A 20,222-nucleotide genomic window follows, 5' to 3' on the forward strand; every position below is an offset into this window, starting at 1 on the left:
TCGAAGCACAAATCATTTAAGTCAACGGTGTTGACGTACACAACCCTTCATCATCGCAATATTACCCTAGAATTGGAACCTTAGCCCGCCCTCAATAGTATGGTTAGAGGCACCAGATATAATGAGAGCATTATAACCCACGTTTGCCGACAAGCCATTTGGTAATGTAACTAGAAAACCAGCACCGACATTACCCCAATCTCTTTCTCCTGCATTTGTCGCAATTAAAGTGGTGCCGCCCCCCTGAATCAGGGCCTGAGTTACGCGGGCGTCATTAGCATATTCCCGCACCCATTCCCCCGTCACACGGGGCGTAACTACTCCAAAAGGCAAGCTCCAAGCATAACTCAATTCTCCACCAAATGTACTTGTTACAGATGTAATATGTTGATCGGGTACATCAAGCAATCCCATTTGAGTATTCCCCATCTCCTTATATCCGTTAATATTTAAGTAGATGGCACTTGCTTGTCCGTAGCCGCGTAAACTCCATGCTCCAAAACTATGGGTATACCCTAAACCTGTCAGTATATTGAATTCATCCGTACCGAATGTTGCATTTGCAGAACCCGGACAATACTGACAATTACGTTTTGAATTATTGTCATGTCTCGCATAACCAGCGGCAATATCTATATATGTATTTTCAGTTGGAGCCAGTGTAACGAAAGGGGAAAATCTAAAAATATCTGCATCAAGTCGACCACCAGAGCTAAAAAGTTCAGCCGAAGAACTCGTATATCCAAATAAAAAGCCTGTTGCAAAATTATCACTCACAGCAAAATCAATGCCTCCATTGAAGTTCCGGTTGTATAAATCGAAACCCGAAGTATTAGTTTTACTATCAACCTTACCAAAGGTACCTCCTGCATTAGCATAAACGCCAAAAGGTCCCATAAGCGCATAACCATCACCTGCGCCGCCACCATTGGCTAGATTTTGCCTCATATCTCGCATGGAGTTTAATGATTGACTCATTTGTGTAGTGCTACGATTAAGCTGTAAATTAATAGTTAAAGCATTATTAACCGCGCTGATATCTTGCTGTTCTTTAATTAACTGTTCATTTGGTTGTAGATAATATCCTGCCGCTTGCAATTCGCCCCGCCAATCTGGAGATAACGCGGCTAGGGCACCGCATCCAATTGCAAATGCAGCGACTGGGAGCTGTTTTATTTTTATAAAACTCATCTGTCTCTTACCTTATATTAAAACTTTATTAGACTAAAGTAGATTAATTATTATTATCGTTATCGTGCGATTCAAAAATGAACAAATGGAATGTCTGTTATTGCTTATTTTTAAGTCAATTTATTTACCTTAAAAATGGCTTAAACATATTTTATAGATAAAATATGTGGACTGCATCACTAATTTAGAATTTTTTTACAAGATAACCGATGTCGTATATATTGCGTCGGACTTTGGAACTATCGCGTATCGGAGATTTTAAATGCGGTCTTATAAAATTAAGGAACGGACATCAGAAGCTATCAAGGACGGATTCGATGAAAACCCTACACAAAAACAAGTAGAATCGGGAACAATTCTGATCGTCTACCGTGCACATGGTAACTTATCGAAGATGATCGGCCGTTTTTTCTTTACACCTCAGATTGCCGGAACTCCAAGAATCAATTGGACTGCTGACATGCTGGAAAGAGAATTAAATGCAGCTCTTTGGGACAACGACTTTCGTTATCTGGCAAAGTTCCGTGTTCTAGAGGGTGTCAAATATAAGATCGGACCGATAGCTCACGACAAATATCAAGGTGTCGATTTCACGCCAAGCGGGGGTAGACTGTCGTTTGATCAGTACTCCTATTTCAGAAATGCCAACATGTTCTTGCAAGTTCAGATTGATGGGATAACCCCCAGTAATTGGCATGAGTACTTGGATCTCTTGGAGGCTGTGCCTATTAAAGCAGAGCGCTTCCATCGTGGTACAGGTCGTTGCTGAAACTATCTGCATTGCTCAGCAAAGCGTTCGATCACAATGCTTCGAATGTATAACAAAAACTTCTGATTTTTAGGAGATTGAGATGTTAACATCAGGAAAAACCGCATGTGAGATAAGTTCTGCTGCCATTGGCATGACTGTTATGGCTATTGGTAGCGGAGTATCGGGAGGCACACTAACCTTACCAGCAATGCTTGCAGGTGGTGCTGTTGGTTACCTTATTGGAAAAGCAGTGTGTAGGATACCTACTTTGCAGAAAGCTTTTGATCGTGCAATTGGAACAGATGATTGGCGTGCGTTAGAAATGGCGTTTTCTGATGCATCAACTAGAAAGCAAGCTGTGGCACTTATTGCGGACGAAGTTGGAGTTGACGCTAGTCGTGCGGAAGCGATTTGGGACGTAATTGTTGCGGCAGTGAAGTCCGAACCAAAAGCGATTATCCAAAGTTCTTTTTTTAAGGCTGCAACCTATCATCCTGCGACAGGTTCTGCTAAGCATGGACTTGCCGTTTTAAACATAACGTCCTCAAGTAAAGTATAGTCCAACTATTGCCGGCTCCTTGAAGTTTGAATATCTTCTCCGCAGTCCTAGCCATAGGCCAAGAGCTAAGAGCTTATCCGTAAATAATATTGAGTTGGTTTTGTCGTTTAATTTTACGAAAAACGATCACAGAGGCAGCCAGCATCAATAGCCCCAGATAACTCCGCTCCATTTTCTCATAGCGGACCAGTATTTTCCGAAACTGATTAAATCAGGCGTGGCAGACTTCCACTACCCAGCGTTTCGGTTTGAAACCGGGGTTTTTGGCTTTTTATTCGACCTCTTCATCTCGGGGGCGAATATGGGGGGACATAGTTTCTATCCAGCACCTATTGCCTCGCCTGTTTACCGACATAGCCCGCATCCAGGCAAAGATGTTGTTGTTTACTATCTTCGACTTCTGGACGTTCGATGACCAGGGCGTCCAAAGTGGCCGCCAGCAGCTTGACATCATGCGTGTTGGCGCCGCTGAGGACAATAGACAGCGGCACGCCTTTCTGATCCGTCAGGAGACTGCGCTTGCTGCCTTTTTTCCCCGATCCGTCGGGTTTCTGCCCACAGACTCCAATGCCAAAGGCGCCTTGACCATCGCCCCATCCAAACTTTGCCATTCCCAGGCTATGCCTTCCATTTCATCGTATTCCCGCAGACTGCTTTGCCATAGCTGTTCAAATAAACCGGCGGCTTCCCAGTCCAGAAAATACTGATGAACCGAACTGCTGCTCCCGAATTCGCTTTTTGGCAGCGCCTTCCACTGGCAGCCGGTTCGCAACACATGCATGATCCCTTCAAATACTTGCCTCGGTGCTAGCGGTTTTCTTCCGCCCCCGGCTTGGCGTTGGTAAGTTTTGTTGGGATCTCGCTGTGGTTGAGGTATCAACGGTTCTACACGTGCCCAAAAACCATCGGAAACTTTCCAGCTGGCTAATCTGTTCAAATTATGACGGTACTTAAAGCGTTAAAATCCGCAATTCTTCCATACGCAATTTTTTTATCAACTTATTTACGGATAAGCTCTAAGTCCTCAGCACCAGTATCTTCCCGATTGATTGAAGGCCTACTACTTCCTCAAGCATCAGTCCGGCCTGATCGAAAAGGTTTTGCCATTCGGCAAGCGTTCTTTCCCTGCCTCGGGTATTCACGAACATCTGCATATCGAAAGCGGCACTGGAATAATCGGCCTTCAATTCCGAAACAATCAATTCCATGAGCGCAATCCGGGCACCGGTGTTCCCAATGGCAATGGCTAGATTGCGCAAAACCTTGACGCAGTCTTCATCATCCATGCCATGTAAAACAGCGCACGCCAAGTAGATGTCTTTATCGCTTATCGCCTCCGGAATCGATTCGAACAGATCGCCGGCTTGGAAGCTCAGCCTGGATAGCAGAGCCGGAGCCTCGCGCCCTAGCCAATAATGTTCCGCTTCACGGACAATTTGGGCGCGGTCCACTACCAGAGCGTTCAGGTGCGGATGCCGTTTCAGGACAGCCAGGGATTTACTGCCTTTTGACCCGCCAATATCAATGACGCGCTCGAAGCGTCCCCAATCGAAGTCCAGCGCGAAGCTGTCGCCGGCCAGCGCTTCCACCCTGTCCATCGCCAGAGAGAACAGGCGATCGAATTCGGGATGGCTATCCATATAACCGTACAGTTCCTGCCCATGCGCGAGCTGGAACGAAACATTTCCGCTCTGCATGCCCTGTTCCAGTTGCTCGTACCACGACCGGCTCATCTCTTCTGAGTTATGCATCAGAATCATCGCGCGTACGCTTTTCGGATTGTCCTCCTTCAGACAAGCAGAAAGGCTATTGTTGGTGAACACGCGAGGCGATACCTCCTCGAAAACGCCCAGGGCCGCCAACATCCGGAGCAATCGATAGATGCCATCAGGCTCCGCGGAAACGCGAGCGGCAATCTCGTCTGCGGCGAGCTGCTCGCTGCCCAGCACTGTGGCTATATCGAGCCGTGCGGCGACGTAAAGTGCCCGCGACTGCCAGAACGCCGAGCCGATCTGCATGAGGCGGAACGGCGGCGGTGTAATCCTGTTCGGGATGTTTTGCAGCCAACCGGCGAATTTCATCAATTTGGAGAACCGCCGAACGGCTCCGGCATTTTTCTGCAACGGCATAGCCCCTCCGTTACCGGTGCGCGGCCGGCGCAAGGCCCGCCGTAAAGAGTTGGCCGTTGAAGCTGGCCAGATCTTCGATGAAAGCGTCATCCATCGCGTGGCCCATTTGTTCTTCGAAGATGTCTTTCAACAGCATCGGTGTCATGGCCAGGCTGACAAAGGCCATCCTGAGGATATCCGGATCTATCGATGGCGCGATCTGCCCTTGCGTTTTCAAGTCGGCCACTTTCCGCGCGCCCCGCGTGCGCCCGCGTTCCAGCAGCTGTTGAATAAAACGCCGCCCCGGCCCCTGGTTCAATGCCAGCACTTTCAGTATCAGCTTGGGAAATTCCGGCCGTGTGGTCATTGTGTCGTAATAGAGACGAAAGAAGCTCGAAAGACCTTCTGCCGATGACAACATCGGACCGTCCAGCACATCCAGCAGTGGGCCCAGCGTATCCCGGATCATCTCCTCGTACAGCCCCTCTTTGCTGCCGAAGTAGTAGCGGATCATGGAAATGTTGGCGTCGGCCTTTTCAGCAATCAGCCGGGTGGTGACCTTGTGGTATTCGTCAGCTAAAAAGCATTCCAGAGCAGCCTTGAGCAGCCGCGTCCGTACGGGGTCGGAAGATTGTTGGTGGGCAATATTCATCGCTTTCTCCTATAGCGTGCAATCGGGAGTAGATTAGCATCCGCAAGCCGGCCTCAACAGCATTTTCGTCAATCAGTTCACGTTGTTTGATTGACTGGCAATATCACTTCGTTCTGCAAATGCTGTAGCTTCCATCCTGGCCATATGCTTTTTCCGTCATAATGTTTTTTCTTCCATGACCCGCAACTATAGGAAAACGTTACCAGACTTCTGAACTTAAAATGTCGAGCTCCCGCTCACAGGTTTGCTCTGTAAGACAGAAAAAACCAAAGACTCGCTGCAAACAATAAAATAGAGCCGCAAAGCAGCAATATCGGAAACGTCCAGGAAGAATTGCCCTGATGCGCACGTGCCGGCTGGATTTTGTCGGCCGGTCTGGTTGGGCTTCTTCTTGGAGTGGGCGCAGCCTGGCTGAAATTATTCTTTAAAGGCGAAGCTTGCGGTGCGGCATTTTGCGCCAGTTTCTCCCGTTGACGGCTCGGCAGCGATAAATAGACTTCACTCCCTAGCCCTATTTCATCGGCTGCCCGCCTGACGCTCTCCAGATCAACTAAAGTTTTGTTGGCTTCATAGCTGACACGAAGCGCCCTGTCGCAAAATGTATTAACCAAACGAGGCGTGCCCCGGGCGGCGCCTATAAGCGTTTCAATGGCCTCGTCGGTAAAAATTCTTGACTGGCAGCCCGCGATTTTCAATCGATGCATGATATATTCATGCGTTTGCAGAGGCGTCATTCTGCCAATGGCCTCTAGCCAGGCGATGCGCTGTTTGAACGACTCCAGGTTAGGCTGGGACAATTTATCAAGAAATTCCTCCTGTCCGATCAGGAGCATCTGTATTAGTTTGATATTGCCGTGTTCAAGATTATTCAAAAGCCGAACACACTCCAGCACATCGTCGGATATCTTGTGCGCTTCATCTATGATCAGCAGGCAGCGATTGCCTTCGCTATGGAGCTTTATCAAATAGTCCTTGAGATCTCTTAAAACAAAAACTCTGCCGGACAGCTCAGGCCTGATCCGCAATTCTTGTGTGAGAAAAAGCAACAGTTCATCACTGGTATCCGGCGGCTCGCCCAACCAGATTATTCTGGTTTTCTCGGGGATGGATACTATGAGCTTTTGGCTCAAGGTGGTTTTCCCTGTGCCGATGGGCCCTACCACTACCATCAAGCCTCTTCCCGCCCATAAACTATCAATTATGCGGCTGAGCACGCGACTGTAATCGCCTCGTTCGAAAAAACATGCCGGATCAGACACGTTTTCAAACGGCAGGCTTTGTAATGAAAAATGATTTGTATACATACCACCTCGTTCCAGATTGTTCAAAAGACGGATACGCTTCAGCACAGCGTCTGAAATATTATGTACTTCATTCATAATCATCCGGCAGAGACTGCCGCCCTGGTGAAGTTTTATTAATACCTTTAACTTTTCAATTCAGGGTTGATATGCAATTCCTATGTGAGAAAAAGTAACAGTTCATCGGGTATTCGGCGGCACGCCCAACCGGATCGTTCCGGTCTTTTCGGGTACGGGCATCAAGAGTTTTTAACTCCAGTACTTCTTTCCGTACCAATCGCCCCACTGCCATGAAGCCCCTTTTCTGCCCATGGTCTATCCATCCATATGACAAACTTTCTGAACAAATGCCTTCCAGGCAAAGCAAATTTAAATTACTACTGTCGCGCGGGCGCTAGTCTTATCTCCACGCGACGATTCTTCGACCGCCCCTCCCAAGTGAGGTTGGAAGCAAGCGGAACGGCATCGCCGAGACCTTTGACAATGATTCTGTCGCTAGCGACTCCTTTCTGTTTCAGCAGCTGGGCAACTACCTTTGCACGCTGCATCGAGACGATTTTGTTCCATTTAAGGGCCTGAGCAGAACTAAAGCCGACCGGTATCGATTTGTCGGCATGCCCTTCAACGATGACCTTATCCAAAGGCTGCGCGCTGATAAGCGGGACAATCGCGTCAATCGCTCTCTGTGCTTTTGCATTGGGTCTTACCTCGCCCGGAGGAAACGAGTGTCCATCAAGCACAAGCAGGCGCGCCGGTTTGCGCTCAGCGGGGTGTTTTTCCTCTGTAGCCTTTGGATTTACCGGCTCTGGCAGTTCCGCATGAATTTGCGCAACAACGGGTTCAGGAGAAGCCTGTGGTGAAGGCATGGCGTTCTGAGCCTTAGAAAGCGTAACATTTGGATCCTTCGAAGGCGTAATGTTGGGATCCTTCGAAGGCATGACGTTTGGATCCTTTGAAGGCATGACGTTGGGATTCTTCGAAGGCGCAATGTCGGAATCCTTTGAAGGCATGACGATCGGATCCTTTCGATTTCGATCATTTGCGTTATCGTTTGGCTCTACCTTGCTTTCCAACTGCGTTATGGGTAAGGCCGGTTTATTAAGAGCAACCGGTCCCTGCGTTTGTTCAGGCACCGATTTTTTGACAATCTTTTCAGGAGATCCAGACGGTTTATAGGCTTCTGTTTTACTGATTACCTTCTGCGAAGTCGATTCGCTCAGCACGGGAATTAATAGTGCCGAAATAAAAATCAAGATTGAAGCCCCAAACAACATAAATGAGATCGCGGTAATGGCTCTGTGCATTATGAAATACTCCAGTTGTTCCTTATTATCCACTTCGGCTTGAACAAACCCTCTTTTTCTTCGGCTCGGACCTGTTCGCACCCCCCATAGAGCCAGTCTCAGAGCCAGCTTTAATTTAGATGCTTTCCGAATCCAATCGTTTCATAAGTTTTCACGCTAATTTTATTAATTCTCCATACGATAGGGTTATTAAGTTCAGAGCGAGCGTTATCTGGTAATTACTCTGACCATCGGGTTTCTTTCATCCCCGTGGATTGAATCCCGCTATCGCCGCAGCGGACTGGCAGGCATCTCTAAAGGAACACGCCGGGCTTTTATTCCAAAAAGCCCGGCAAAATATTTCCGGTTCCGTACTATCCGTTTGTTATATGTCGCTCATTCAGGACAAAACCCCGCCTTCCGTTTCAGCAGAACGCAGTATTTTTGCAGCTTCAACCATATTGGCCAGCGCTTTCCGGACTTCATCCCATTGCCGCGTTTTCAGGCCGCAATCCGGATTGACCCATAACTGCTTGTGACTGATTCTTTCGCCGGCCATTCTCAACAGCGAGACAATCTCTTCCTTCGTCGGGACATTCGGGCTATGGATATCGTAAACGCCAGGCCCTATGTCGTTCGGATAATGGAAATCGATAAACGCATCCAGCAGTTCCATATCGGATCGCGAGGCCTCGATGGTGATCACATCGGCGTCCAGTCCGGCAATGGCCTCGATGATGTCATTGAATTCCGCATAACACATGTGCGTATGAATTTGCGTAGTGTCCTGAACGCCGCTGGCGCTGATGCGGAAAGCGCGCCCCGCCCAATTCAGATACTCGGCCCATTGCGACTGGCGCAGCGGCAGCCCTTCCCGGAAAGCCGGTTCATCGATCTGAATGATCGGGATGCCGGCCCCTTCGAGCTCCAGCACTTCATCGCGCAAGGCCAGCGCCAGCTGATAGGCAGTGACCGAACGAGGCTGATCGTCTCGGACGAAGGACCAATTCAGTAGAGTGACCGGGCCGGTCAACATGCCTTTCATCGGTTTGCCGGTCTTGCTTTGCGCATAAGTGATCCAGCGCACCGTCATAGGCGCAGGCCGGCTGATATCGCCGTAAATGATCGGCGGTTTGACGCAGCGCGTTCCATAGGATTGCACCCAGCCGTGGGCGGTGGTCAGGACGCCGTCCAGCCGTTCGCCGAAGTATTCCACCATGTCGTTGCGTTCCGATTCGCCATGCACCAGCACATCAAGGCCCAGTTCCTCCTGCTCGCGGATGCAGTGCTCGATCTGCTGTTCCATCAGCTGGTTATAATCCTGCTCGCTGAGCAGGCCCTGCCTGAATTCGTGGCGAACCCTGCGGACCTCCGGCGTTTGCGGAAATGAGCCGATCGTCGTAGTCGGATAGCTGGGGAGCCTGAGCCTGATTTGCTGCTGTTCACGCCGTACCGTAAAATCGCTCCGCCTCCGGCCCATGGCTTCATCGATGGCCGCAACCCGGGCCTGAACGGCCTGATTATGCCCCAAACCGCTTTCCCGGCGAGAACGGATCGCAGCGCTTGATGCCGACAACTCCGGCTCGGCCGCCGCCGTTCCTTCTTCGACAGCCCGGCGCAAAACCGCCAGTTCCGAGAGTTTTTGCCGGGCAAACGCCAGCCAGGGTTTAACCGTTTCATCCAATGCAGTCTCGAGCTCCAGGTCAATCGGCACATGCAGCAATGAACAGGAAGGTGCCAGCCAGAGCTCGCCCTTGAAACGTTCGCGTACCCCAGCGACAGTCGCCAGCGCCGAATCCAGGTCGGCACGCCAGACGTTGCGTCCGTCAACCAGCCCCAGCGACAGCACTTTGTGATCGGCAAAATTATCGAGGACGTGCGTCAATTGCTCGATTCCCTTGACCAGATCGATATGAAGTCCCGCCACCGGCAATTTGCAGGTCAATGAGGCATGTGCGTTCAGTTCGCCAAAATACGTGGCCAACAGGATTTTGACCGCATTGTTCTGCAGGCGGTGGTAAACGGTTTCAAAGGCGCTGCTCCAGGCAACGGGCAGATCCAGCACCAGGATAGGCTCATCAATTTGAATCCATTCCACGCCCTGCCCGGCCAGGCGCTGAATGATTTCCCCATAAACCGGCAGCAGGCGATCCAGCAGGTCCAGCTTGTTAAAATCGGTTCTCGATTTTGCCAGCCATAGCCAGGTCAACGGCCCCAGCAGAACCGGTTTCGGATTGAAGCCCAACGCCTGCAGTTCGCCCGTCTCATCGAACAATCGGGTGCTGGACAAGGCAAACTGTTGGTCCGGCTCCAGTTCCGGGACCAGGTAATGGTAATTGGTATCAAACCATTTGGTCATTTCGCAGGCCCGATACGCCTGTCCATCGGTAGCCCGGCCTCGCGCCATTCTGAAATAAGTATCCAGGCCCAGCGGTTGTGTCAAGGGCCCGAAGCGCTCAGGCACAACACCGAGCATGGCGCTGGTATCCAGCACATGATCATAGTAGGAAAAATCACCGGCAGGGATAAGATCCAGCCCGCAGCCGGCTTGCAGCCGCCAATGGCGCTGGCGGATTTCGGCGGCAATCTCGTCCAGGGCCGGCTGATCGATCTCGCCCCGCCAGTAGCGCTCCAAGGCAAATTTCAGTTCACGGTTTTCGCCCAAACGGGGAAAGCCCAGATTGTGAATTTTTATCATTGTTATTGCTCTCGTCGTGTATTTAAGGGACAAGCGCATTGTAGGGCTTGCGTAACATGATAAATATTGATAGTTTCTCACTATTTCATGAGAAAAATTCATAAATGGAACTGATCCATCTGCGCATCCTGCTGGCACTCAAGCAAAGCGGGACTTTAAGCGCGGCCGCCGAACAGCTGCACCTGACCCAGTCAGCCCTGTCCCATCAAATGAAAAATCTGGAACAGCGCCTGGGAGTCATCCTGTGGCGGAAGCAGGGTCGCCTGCTGATACTGACCCAGGCGGGAAAATACCTCTCCGACGTCGCCGAGTCAGTCATTGCCACCGTTGATTCCGCCGAACAGCACCTGGCCCTGCTGGGCGCCGGAAAAACCGGCAAACTGACCGTCGGCATCGACTGCCATGCCTGCTATGAATGGTTCCGCACCATCCTCCAGCCTTATCTGCTGGCCTGGCCGGACCTGGCTGTCGAAGTCACGTCCCGTTACCGGTTCAACTCCTTTGAAGCTATCAGGCAATACAAGCTGGACGCGGTCCTGACATCCGATCCCGCCTTTAACGGCGTGCTGCATTATCAGCCCTTGTTCGATTTTGAACTGGTACTCATCGTCGCAAGCCGGCACCGCCTGGCCGGGCGCGGCTTTATCGAGCCCTCGGACCTGCAGCAGGAGGTCGTTCTGACCTATCCAGTTGACCGGGAACGCCTGGACATGTTCCGGAAAGTCCTGCAACCGGCCGGCATTGAACCTTTAAACCACATCACTGTCGAGGAAACCGATATCATGCTGCAACTGGCAGCCAGCCGGCGCGGCGTCTGCCTGCTGCCGGAATGGCTGATGGCGGAAAAGGCCGACAAACTGCCGCTGGACAGCCTGCGCTTTAAAAACTTGCCGTTAACCAAAACCATGTATCTGGCGACCCGTCATGAAGACGTGGCATTGGAATATATTCAGGGATTGATTGAGTTGGCATCGAATAAGCCGGATAAAACCGCTGTGCACGGGAGTCTTTGATCCTTTGGCTCGTGAGGGTGAAAGCCTGATCGCCTTCAGCTTGTTTAAATCGTACGATCACAAAGTCGACAGCAATCGTAGAGTCGGGCTTTACCGCCGCCATAAGCGGTCGATCAGCAAGATCGCTTCACTATCTGTGAAGTACTTAAAAGCAATCATTTAACTCTGCGCTAATTTTAAAATTATAAAATTTCCTTTAACGATTAAAATATGCCTTTTTTTAGAGAAAAACATGAAAAGAAGTAATTTACTAACAATACTAGTTCTTTCTGCATTAGCCACTGGCTGCGCCTCTGTGAGCGGCTGGCGCCCGATTGTCGATCCTCGCATGGACCAGCATCCTGAAACCGTTCAGCGCGACATGCTGGAGTGCAAGACACTGGCCGATCAGGCATCGGATGTCACGAAAGAAATCGGGATGGGCGCAGGTGTTGGCGCTGTTACGGGTGCAGCAGGCGGCGCTGCTGTTGGCGCTATAGCGGGCAGTGCTGCAACAGGTGCCGCGGGCGGCGCTATTTTGGCTATCCCTGCCGGACTGTGGAAAGGTTATGAAGCCAACGAGGACTTTAAACGATCATTCAAAAAATGTATGCGTCAGCGCGGCCATACACTGGTCAACTAAAGGCAACCCTGACAAAACCGCCATTTTGGGCGAAGTAGCCGTTTCTGAAAAAACCGAAATTTCTGCTGCGGACGTACGATCAGGCAGCACATAAAAAGCGCTGACCTGATGTACCCGCCCTATATCGGCACAGCACGAGCCGCAAGCCCTCTATCTCCCGCCAAGAGTGTCGGCAAGTTATCAAAAATATGCAAAGGTGCCAGTAAATCTTGGCATTCTTTGCCAACTATTCAATGGGCCTGGCCGGAAATTGGAGGCGTTAAAAACATATGCGTTGTAGGGATCATCCGGTCGCCTATCCGTAACTAATACCTGTCGTTCTCGCATAAAGGCGATTCCAGGACCAGGCTTGCCGGCACATTTACAAGCTCTTTTTGGTAAATCTTTGGTAAATCTGGTAAATTTTCCACCAGCACAACCATCGTTAATTTTCTGGGAGGTCATCATGCGAACATTGAAAAAACAATTAAAACACAATCTGGCTTTTTTACTTTTTAGCAGTCTGATTACTGCGATTCCTGCAATGGCGGCAACAGACCTTGAAGCTCAGGAAGAGTTCGCCAAAGCGCGTGCAAAGCTCCACCAGGATGAAGTAGATCACACGGCGCACCAAAACCACGCCGATGAAAGCAAGGTATTTCGCGGCGTGTTTTACGGCTATCTCCCTTGCGACGATTGCTCAGGCGTTAAAACGACGCTGTCCTTAAAACAGAACAACAATTATCTGCTGGTGACTCAGTATGCCAGAGAGTCTTCAAGGGAGTATTATGAAAAAGGCAAATACAGCTGGGATAATGAAAATCAGACCGTTGTCTTAACGCCCAAAAAAGGAGGAACTAAAACACGGCGCTATCATATTGAAGATGAAGGAACACTCATTGAGTTCAATGAGGATGGCACCAAGAGAACCCAGAATGCGAATGACTATGCCTTACGGAGAAGCGATACTGTGAAATCCCGTGAAGTACATATTCACTAACACATGACAGGTTTGAAAATAACGGGTAGAGCATCCGGCTGACCCGCTTAAAAAACCGCCTTTTGGCAAAAGCAGAGGCGGTTTTTTAGTATAGAAACAGAGACTGAATACTTTAAAGGGCTTTGCCGCAAAGTTAGCTAAGTCATCTTTGGCGGCAATGCCGTTATATAGCCCAAACGTATCGTAGTGCGCCATCGCATTAAGCGATAAGGCCGTCAAAGCTCGACATCATGATAAACATTCTGCACGTCATCCAGATCGTTCAACATATCCAAAAACTTTTCAAACAGCACCAGATCATCGCCGCTGATCGTCGTGGCCGTTCTGGGCAGAAATTGAATCTCGTCCACCTCAAAATCAATCTCGCCAAAAGCGTCCATTAACGCTTGCTTGGCTTTGAAATAGTCGGCCTGGGGCGTGAAGACGGTGATTTTCCCCTCATCGTTTTCAATATCGGTCACATCGACATCGGCTGAAAGCAACGCCTCAAGAACAGCGTCTTCGTCAGCATTGTGAAACGCCAGAATGGCGGCATGGTCAAACATGTGGCTGACTGTGCCTGGAGTGCCGATTTTACATTTTGTTTTGGTAAAGCACTGGCGCACGTCGCCGAAAGTACGGTTAGGGTTATCGGTCAGGCAGTCGACGATCACCATGCAGCCGCCAGGACCAAGGCCTTCGTAACGCGCCGGCTCAAAATTTTCGCCGCCGCTGCCTTTAGCCTTGTCGATAGCCTTCTCGATAACATGGGCAGGAACCTGGTCTTTCTTGGCGCGCTCAATCAATCCCCGCAATGCCAAATTTCCAGCCGGGTCAATACCTCCCGATTTAGCGCTTACATATATCTCACGGCCATATTTGCTGTAGACCTTTGTCTTGGCATCAGCCGTTTTGGCCATAGATACTTTACGATTTTGGTAGGCTCTACCCATTTTGCTGTTGCTCCAATGGCAATAATTAAAAAATAACGGATTTTACAGATAAGTATTGGCATAGGGAACATAAGAATTGCTTAACAATGCCGCGGAAATTCACGCCATAAAGCTATCTGGAGTTTTGACTGGACCGCCGGAATTAATTTTAGATGACCGATGGCATAGATTGATTCGGATCGGCTATATAGTTACTACGATCAAGCACATGCCATTATCTGCGTCATCGATTATTTTAGATATGCGCCTTCCTGGTGCGCCCCCTGGATGTCCCGGATACTCACAGGCGCTGCATTATCGATAAATTCGACAACATCCGCGCGAACAGAGATCTCGGGCAAAGCGAATAATATGAAATAAGTCGATGTTTGTTCATGCATGACGTTGACAAGCGCCTGCGGCTTTCCCTCGGCAATTCCAGCGGACTTATAAAGTTGGGTTATTGCTTTATCATAGCTCGGAGACTTCAGATTAATAAGCCCGAGAAAGCTAAAACCGACACTGCGACCAGACGCATTCGCTCTTATAATTTTGAAATTCTTTCTCGATAAATCGACCGAGGTGGCCGTTAATACCTGCGTTCCGGCAGGCGCCGGAATCAGCCCGGATAGCGCGGGCATCGACGGGAGCGCGGCACAGCCGGTAAGCAACCACAGGATTGGCAGTATTTTCATTGATTTCATCATGAAACAGCACCTCCCATTGCTGGTTTGGACATTATTTTCCGTTTTGGACAATGGAATCATGTTCACAGTTGCCTTAATTGGCGCATTTAATTGGTGCATTTAGTGCCATCCATGCACCATCATTGTGCATTCCGCCTCAATTACGGGTTAAAAATAGCCAAATCTATTGGTTTGAATAATGGCATCGATTGTGCTTCAAGAAAACTGATTTTTAACTCAATAATTTAGACTGCTTACGAAATGATAAGGCTAACCCTGGATCAGTTTAATCAACTTTACTTAGGATGCTTGGAGGAATCGGAGCGTATAGAACATACAGAAATAATCATCGCCCGATGTCATCACTCCGATTTAGGGCAAATCCTATTAATTATCGACAGCAAAGAAGGCGTGGCGATTATTCACCAGGATTATGACTCTTTCGACCTACGAAGGAGCCCCGTATTGAGTGCAGCAATTTAAAGCCATTTGCCGGAAGCTCAGGCTTTTGTTTTTAGCCTGAACGGCTTTATGACCGGAAATGATCGGTTTTTACTGTTGTATGATTAACGACCGGCCATTTTGCGATGTATATTTAATCAAAAATTTAATGCATAAGATTGATAATAAAAAAGTAATGTAACCAAGTCGGCCAGGATTGCATTCTCCTGCGGATTCGCGAGGGATATGCGGATTTTTGTGGACTTCGTTTCAATCTAGTGGTTTTATTTCAGCATTGATGAGCTAAAGAAACCGCCCTGATTCAACGCCACAAACAATCCATGTATTACATTACGCATGCCTTTTCGTGACCTTTTTCGGTTAATTTTTTCAGGATTAGTCCGCTTATCCTTCATTCTTTGGCTCCCGGCTTCACAAGCGGACTGGCATGGGGATATAAAATTCCTGTCCGACTACGTCTATCGAGGCTATTCCAAAAGCCGAGGCAAGCCTGTCGTTCAAGGAAATATTGACTATCAAGGCAACAGCGGATGGTTTGCCGGATTAGGCGTATCCCAGGTTCGCTTTGACGATCAACAGTTCTCTGACCGTGCCGAGATTGAAATAAAACCCTACTTAGGCTGGAGCCTGCCCCTTTCCGCGGATTGGAGGGCGGAGTTATCGGTCAGTGGTTATATTTATGACAATAAAATCTTCAATCATGCCGCCGATTACGCAGAATTTTATGCATCCCTGCATTACCAGGACTGGTTAAGCGCCACGGCATCCATTGCGCCGGATGCCTATCAACGCCGCGCCAATGTCGCAAATTATGAAATCACCTACCGCCGTGATATTCTGGATACCGTACAATTCTCCGCCGGCTTAGGCTACAACCAGGCCGGCGCATTGCTTGGGCATGATTACTTCTACTGGAATGCCGGCGTGTCGTGGTTTGCGACATCCTATTTATCCGTAGACTTTCGTTATATAGATGTTGATCTTCCCCATCAGCACCTCGAAGACCATCATGATGATTTTTATCCTCGGCAGCAGGAAAACAAATACCTGTTCTCCGTTACGCTGGGATTTTAAAAATATTTTAAAACAATTGAACCTTTTGCTTTGCTTAAGGAATACAGTTGCAAGACACCGGTTATCAAAGGAAAAAAGGTTAAACCATGCTGCGTTTAGTGCCTAACCCAACGCCTCCCGCACCCGACAAGGCTGCAGGCGATGACAATGAATATGCGTTGCTCCAGCGTATAGTCGAAGGCGATACGCTGGCATTTGAAAAGTTTTACAAGCTTTACTACCCCAGATTGTTTCGGTTCATTTTGCGCATCACCCGGCAGCCTGACCACATCGAAGAACTGATACAGGAAACCCTGCTGCTGGTTTGGGAGAAGCCGGAACGCTTCAATCACACTTGTAAAATTTCGACCTGGGTATTTGGCATTGCATACCACAAGGCGCTTAAATCGATAGCCAGAGCGGCCAGAAGCAGCAACAGTCTGGATGTTAATGAATTCTGCGAAATCATAGCCGATCCTTTAGCCAACCTGGCCGAAAATGCCGAAACTCAAGATTGGCTGAATTGCGCGCTCGATATTCTGCCTGCCGATCAGCGCGCCGTGATCGAATTAACCTTTTACCACGGCCTGCCTTATCAAGAGATTGCCAAAATCCTCGATTGTCCGGAAAACACTGTCAAAACCCGTATGTTCCATGCCCGTAAAAAACTTCAGGCATTTGCGCAAGCAAAGGAGAATTAAGCCATGAATCAATCGACAACAGCTAGCCAACACCAATATCAGCATCAACAGGTCCAACTCTTGTTGCCTTGGTACGTAAATCAAAGCCTGCTGAAGCATGAACATCGCCTGGTAGAGCACCACATCCGTTATTGCCTGCCGTGCCGCAAGGAATTGGCCAGCCTGCGCAAATTGGCCGAAGCTGCAGCGCAAGTTTCCGATCAGGATCTGGCTGCAGAAACGTCTTTCGCAAGCCTGCGGGCAAAGCTGCCGGCAAGGGCACAATCAACCGCATCGGTAAAGACCACGCCACCCGGCAGAATCGGCAAGTTTGCCAATAAAACCAGTGTTCGTTTTGCAATAGCGGCTTCCTTGTTATTGATGATTATTCCGTTAACGCTGCATACAGTGCAAACAAACCTGACAGGTGATTACTACACGCTGTCGGCGGCAAAACCCGAATCGGCCCGCGGCGAAGAATTGCGGGTAGTTTTTGCCAAATCGTTATCCGATGCGGAAATCGCTGCGGTTCTGTCAGAAATACAGGGTCAGCGTGTCGGTGAACCCAACAGCGTCGGCGCCTTAACTGTAAGGTTAGAAGCCGCCGGCAGCAGTCCTCGCTTGCAGGAAGCCGTCGCCTTGCTACGCGGCCGTCAGGATGTGCTGCTGGCTGAACCTGTTACGCAGCCATGAAACTCATTCGATTTACGCTATTGGTTGTACTGGCCGCGCTATTGATAACCGGTTGCGTCAACAATACCGATTACTCGCGCTTGGGCGACAGCCCGAACGGTGACGAGAGGCGCCTGCTGGTGACTTTTGTCGACCGGACCATCAACCGTAAGTTGCCCGGCAATGCCCAGGATCATTATCGGTCGCGCGGCCAATACGGTAACTCCAACTGGAGTGAACGCATTGCCCGCCAGCTCGCCGAGCGTTATCAAATACAATTTGTCGCCCAGTGGCCGGTTACAGAGTTAGGCGTCAGTTGCGTTGTTTACGAAGTGCCCGAAACATTGCCTTTGCCACAGGTGATGGCGGCTTTGCAAAAAGACCGGGATGTCGCTTCAGTGCAAAAAATGCAGACCTTCAATGTACTGAACGATAAGCATCCGGCAGACAAATCCTACAGTGACCCGTATCTGCATTTGCAAACGGGCTTTCAATCATTAGGCATAGCCGAATTGCACAAATACAGCACCGGCCAAGGGGTCCGCATCGCATTGATCGATACCGGCGTCGATGTCGATCACCCTGATTTGAAAGGCCAGATCAGCTATTCCGAAAATGTGGCGCCGGAACCCAGCGATCACAGCCTGGCAGAGATTCACGGAACGGCGGTGGCCGGCGTATTGTCGGCGCGCGCGGATAATGGAATTGGCATTGCCGGCATCGCGCCGGCAGCCGAAATTCTGGCTTTTCGCGCCTGCTGGCCGGACAAGCCCGGCTCCCTGGCGGCGCGCTGCAACAGCTTCACTCTGGCTCTGGCGCTCAATCAGGCCATTCGCTTGAAAAGCCGTATTATCAATCTCAGCCTGAGCGGCCCTAAAGATCCCTTGCTGAAAATGCTGATTGATAAAGCGTTAAGCGAAGGCATCATCGTCATCGCCGCTGTGCCAGGCAAAGAGCAAATCGGAAACTTTCCTGCCGATGTTCCTGGCGTGCTGGCCGTAGGGCGAGGCGGCGAGTCGGAAAAGCCAAGCTTTATCGCTCCCGGCCAGGACATTCTCACGACTGTCCCTCATGAATCTTATGATTTTATGACCGGCAGTTCCTTTGCCACGCCTCATGTCGCCGGCGTCATAGCGCTGCTGCTGCAACTTCATCCTGATTGGCAGGCCAGCGATCTCAAACAGTATCTCAACAGCGAATCAGGTTTATTGACAGCGCATGCGCTGAATGCGGCCTCAGGAGTTAAGCACACCAGCCCTAACTAGGGCTGAAAGGTTTTCCGCCATCAGGTAGAGCCATTTGCAGTATCTGTGGAACGGTTATTTGAAAATCTTAAAATGGCATCAATATTCATTCCGCAGATACCTTATATTTCCGAAATCTCTACATATAGCGGCGCCGGGACATCTCAATGCCTGCCCCCTTGGATTCTTGGATTAATGCTTTGATTAGCGCCCTTTGAATATCGGGATCTTTTTTATTCTGTACAAGCCATTTAGAAAGTGTCTGGCAACTGCAACCGATAAATATCGCTACCTCCATAATATTAAATCCCTTCTCAATGTATTCGATAATATCGGCTTTTTGATCATCTATACAACATACGCCAGTCGGCCTGCCTAATATACCACCAAGGGCTTTCTTAGCCTGTAATGCTCTTTTTATACGTTCTGCATTCATTTGTCGTTCCATTTGGGCAGATAATGATAGAGTAAAAACAGTTTAGCCATGCTTCTGAAGCGGCTAATTCAAAAGCAAACAAAGATTTCACCCTGTAAATACCCTTAACAATGGATAAGTTCAAAGACATAGAAATATTATTTTTAGCGATATCGAATGGCAATTCCCTTTCCCGCATCAGCCAGCCACACCTGATTACTGCTTAAAGCCCAGGCAATCAGAGCAACAATAAAATGTGATACTACTCACAAAATTTCTTTAATAAATCTGACCACCTCTCCAATTAATTGAGGCTTAATCTTGAACTTCTATTATTCTTAAATATTATTATTTAGTAATATAAAAAAGTAACTATGTAGGAAAATAAAAACATGCAAAATATTTAATATTTAGAACAATTAGAAAAATAGCCGAGAAAAGCCGACTGATACCTTCTCCACTAGTTCACCTGGCAACGCAAGTCTGCTGAGACAACCGCTTGTACTGTGACTAATCCGGCATCAAAAAATGATTAATTTTTCGCAGCGCGCAAAAGGTTTTAGCCCGCACTCGGCACAACAGCGTCTCAGGAGAATGTTTATGACTATAAAAGAAATCTTAAAAGGGTTTGCAGCCGTGTCATTGATGCTTATGACAACGATTACCGAAGCGGCCCCCCCTAGTAAAGGGACTGCTACAGCACCGACCGTGACGGGCAATACCCAAGGCCGGCTTTTGGCGAGCAACTGTTTCCAATGTCACGGCACGTACGGCAGCGGCGGCTTTTATCCGCTGTTCGGCAAGGGTAATGTCTCCAGCACACTGACCAAGTACCTGAGTGGAAATTCTGACAGCATCATGGCCGCGCATTTGAAAGGCTACACGCCAGAACAATTGCAAGCCATAGCCGACTACTTTGCTAATCCTTAAGAAGGGGACATT

19 protein-coding genes and 1 pseudogene are annotated in these 20,222 nt (G+C 49.2%); 10 read left to right on the forward strand and 10 right to left on the reverse strand.

Annotation, left to right across the window (positions count from 1 at the left end):
- Positions 1 to 66: 66 nt before the first annotated feature.
- Positions 67 to 1,191 (reverse strand): autotransporter outer membrane beta-barrel domain-containing protein, encoded by a 1,125-nt coding sequence (locus V2P20_RS04215; protein ID WP_331816431.1) that lies wholly within the window; start codon positions 1,189 to 1,191, stop codon positions 67 to 69.
- Between the two features lie 262 nt (positions 1,192 to 1,453).
- Here V2P20_RS04215 and V2P20_RS04220 point away from each other — a divergent pair, with 262 nt between their 5' ends.
- Positions 1,454 to 1,960, forward strand: a complete 507-nt coding sequence (locus V2P20_RS04220) for a hypothetical protein (RefSeq protein WP_331816433.1) — start codon at positions 1,454 to 1,456, stop codon at positions 1,958 to 1,960.
- Positions 1,961 to 2,042: 82 nt separating this feature from the next.
- On the forward strand, positions 2,043 to 2,501 hold the full coding sequence (locus tag V2P20_RS04225; protein ID WP_331816435.1) for a hypothetical protein: 459 nt from the start codon (positions 2,043 to 2,045) through the stop codon (positions 2,499 to 2,501).
- 73 nt (positions 2,502 to 2,574) lie between these two features.
- Here the strand turns inward: V2P20_RS04225 and V2P20_RS04230 are convergent.
- The 6 genes and pseudogenes from V2P20_RS04230 to metE form a co-directional block, all read right to left on the reverse strand.
- Positions 2,575 to 3,438: pseudogene (locus tag V2P20_RS04230) on the reverse strand (IS5 family transposase).
- 79 nt (positions 3,439 to 3,517) lie between these two features.
- Positions 3,518 to 4,630, reverse strand: a complete 1,113-nt coding sequence (locus V2P20_RS04235) for a methyltransferase (protein ID WP_331816437.1) — start codon at positions 4,628 to 4,630, stop codon at positions 3,518 to 3,520.
- 10 nt (positions 4,631 to 4,640) lie between these two features.
- Positions 4,641 to 5,261 (reverse strand): TetR/AcrR family transcriptional regulator, encoded by a 621-nt coding sequence (locus tag V2P20_RS04240; RefSeq protein WP_331816439.1) that lies wholly within the window; start codon positions 5,259 to 5,261, stop codon positions 4,641 to 4,643.
- Between the two features lie 236 nt (positions 5,262 to 5,497).
- A complete protein-coding gene (locus V2P20_RS04245) occupies positions 5,498 to 6,640 on the reverse strand; it encodes an AAA family ATPase (RefSeq protein WP_331816441.1) in 1,143 nt (380 codons plus the stop codon).
- Positions 6,641 to 6,939: 299 nt separating this feature from the next.
- Positions 6,940 to 7,866: an OmpA family protein gene (locus tag V2P20_RS04250; RefSeq protein ID WP_331816443.1), complete on the reverse strand. Its 927-nt coding sequence runs from the start codon at positions 7,864 to 7,866 to the stop codon at positions 6,940 to 6,942.
- Positions 7,867 to 8,245: 379 nt separating this feature from the next.
- Entirely contained in the window at positions 8,246 to 10,543 is a 2,298-nt protein-coding gene (metE, locus tag V2P20_RS04255) for a 5-methyltetrahydropteroyltriglutamate--homocysteine S-methyltransferase (RefSeq protein WP_348532243.1), read from the reverse strand.
- A 104-nt stretch (positions 10,544 to 10,647) separates the two neighbouring features.
- On the opposite strand from metE, the gene V2P20_RS04260 reads away from it, so the two are divergent.
- The 3 genes from V2P20_RS04260 to V2P20_RS04270 all read left to right on the forward strand — a co-directional run bounded on the left by V2P20_RS04260 (position 10,648) and on the right by V2P20_RS04270 (position 13,157).
- The gene (locus tag V2P20_RS04260; protein WP_331816444.1) at positions 10,648 to 11,556 is read left to right on the forward strand and encodes a LysR family transcriptional regulator; all 909 of its coding nucleotides are present in this window, start codon (positions 10,648 to 10,650) and stop codon (positions 11,554 to 11,556) included.
- A gap of 232 nt (positions 11,557 to 11,788) precedes the next feature.
- Complete coding sequence (locus V2P20_RS04265; RefSeq protein ID WP_331816446.1) at positions 11,789 to 12,178, forward strand: glycine zipper family protein; 390 nt, start codon at positions 11,789 to 11,791, stop codon at positions 12,176 to 12,178.
- Positions 12,179 to 12,623: 445 nt separating this feature from the next.
- A complete protein-coding gene (locus tag V2P20_RS04270; RefSeq protein WP_331816490.1) occupies positions 12,624 to 13,157 on the forward strand; it encodes a copper resistance protein NlpE in 534 nt (177 codons plus the stop codon).
- Between the two features lie 215 nt (positions 13,158 to 13,372).
- On the opposite strand, the gene V2P20_RS04275 is transcribed toward V2P20_RS04270, so the two are convergent.
- Together V2P20_RS04275 and V2P20_RS04280 are read right to left on the reverse strand one after the other, a co-directional pair.
- Positions 13,373 to 14,089, reverse strand: coding sequence for a YebC/PmpR family DNA-binding transcriptional regulator (locus tag V2P20_RS04275; RefSeq protein ID WP_331816448.1), 717 nt, complete (start codon positions 14,087 to 14,089; stop codon positions 13,373 to 13,375).
- Positions 14,090 to 14,319: 230 nt separating this feature from the next.
- Positions 14,320 to 14,775: a DUF6567 family protein gene (locus tag V2P20_RS04280; RefSeq protein WP_331816450.1), complete on the reverse strand. Its 456-nt coding sequence runs from the start codon at positions 14,773 to 14,775 to the stop codon at positions 14,320 to 14,322.
- Between the two features lie 777 nt (positions 14,776 to 15,552).
- Between V2P20_RS04280 and V2P20_RS04285 the strand changes: the two genes are divergently transcribed.
- The 4 genes from V2P20_RS04285 to V2P20_RS04300 all read left to right on the forward strand — a co-directional run bounded on the left by V2P20_RS04285 (position 15,553) and on the right by V2P20_RS04300 (position 18,886).
- On the forward strand, positions 15,553 to 16,290 hold the full coding sequence (locus tag V2P20_RS04285) for a TorF family putative porin (RefSeq protein ID WP_331816452.1): 738 nt from the start codon (positions 15,553 to 15,555) through the stop codon (positions 16,288 to 16,290).
- Positions 16,291 to 16,376: 86 nt separating this feature from the next.
- Positions 16,377 to 16,970 (forward strand): RNA polymerase sigma factor, encoded by a 594-nt coding sequence (locus V2P20_RS04290; RefSeq protein WP_331816454.1) that lies wholly within the window; start codon positions 16,377 to 16,379, stop codon positions 16,968 to 16,970.
- A 3-nt stretch (positions 16,971 to 16,973) separates the two neighbouring features.
- On the forward strand, positions 16,974 to 17,642 hold the full coding sequence (locus tag V2P20_RS04295) for a hypothetical protein (protein ID WP_331816456.1): 669 nt from the start codon (positions 16,974 to 16,976) through the stop codon (positions 17,640 to 17,642).
- Positions 17,639 to 18,886, forward strand: a complete 1,248-nt coding sequence (locus V2P20_RS04300; RefSeq protein WP_331816458.1) for a S8 family serine peptidase — start codon at positions 17,639 to 17,641, stop codon at positions 18,884 to 18,886. Before V2P20_RS04295 ends, V2P20_RS04300 begins: the two co-directional genes overlap by 4 nt.
- A gap of 118 nt (positions 18,887 to 19,004) precedes the next feature.
- Here the strand turns inward: V2P20_RS04300 and V2P20_RS04305 are convergent, their stop codons facing one another.
- Positions 19,005 to 19,301: a hypothetical protein gene (locus V2P20_RS04305; RefSeq protein ID WP_331816460.1), complete on the reverse strand. Its 297-nt coding sequence runs from the start codon at positions 19,299 to 19,301 to the stop codon at positions 19,005 to 19,007.
- A gap of 579 nt (positions 19,302 to 19,880) precedes the next feature.
- On the opposite strand from V2P20_RS04305, the gene V2P20_RS04310 reads away from it, so the two are divergent.
- Complete coding sequence (locus tag V2P20_RS04310) at positions 19,881 to 20,210, forward strand: cytochrome c (protein WP_331816462.1); 330 nt, start codon at positions 19,881 to 19,883, stop codon at positions 20,208 to 20,210.
- Positions 20,211 to 20,222: the final 12 nt, after the last annotated feature.

This window comes from Methylobacter sp. Wu1 (genome assembly GCF_036553575.1).
Taxonomy (GTDB): Bacteria; Pseudomonadota; Gammaproteobacteria; order Methylococcales; family Methylomonadaceae; genus Methylobacter.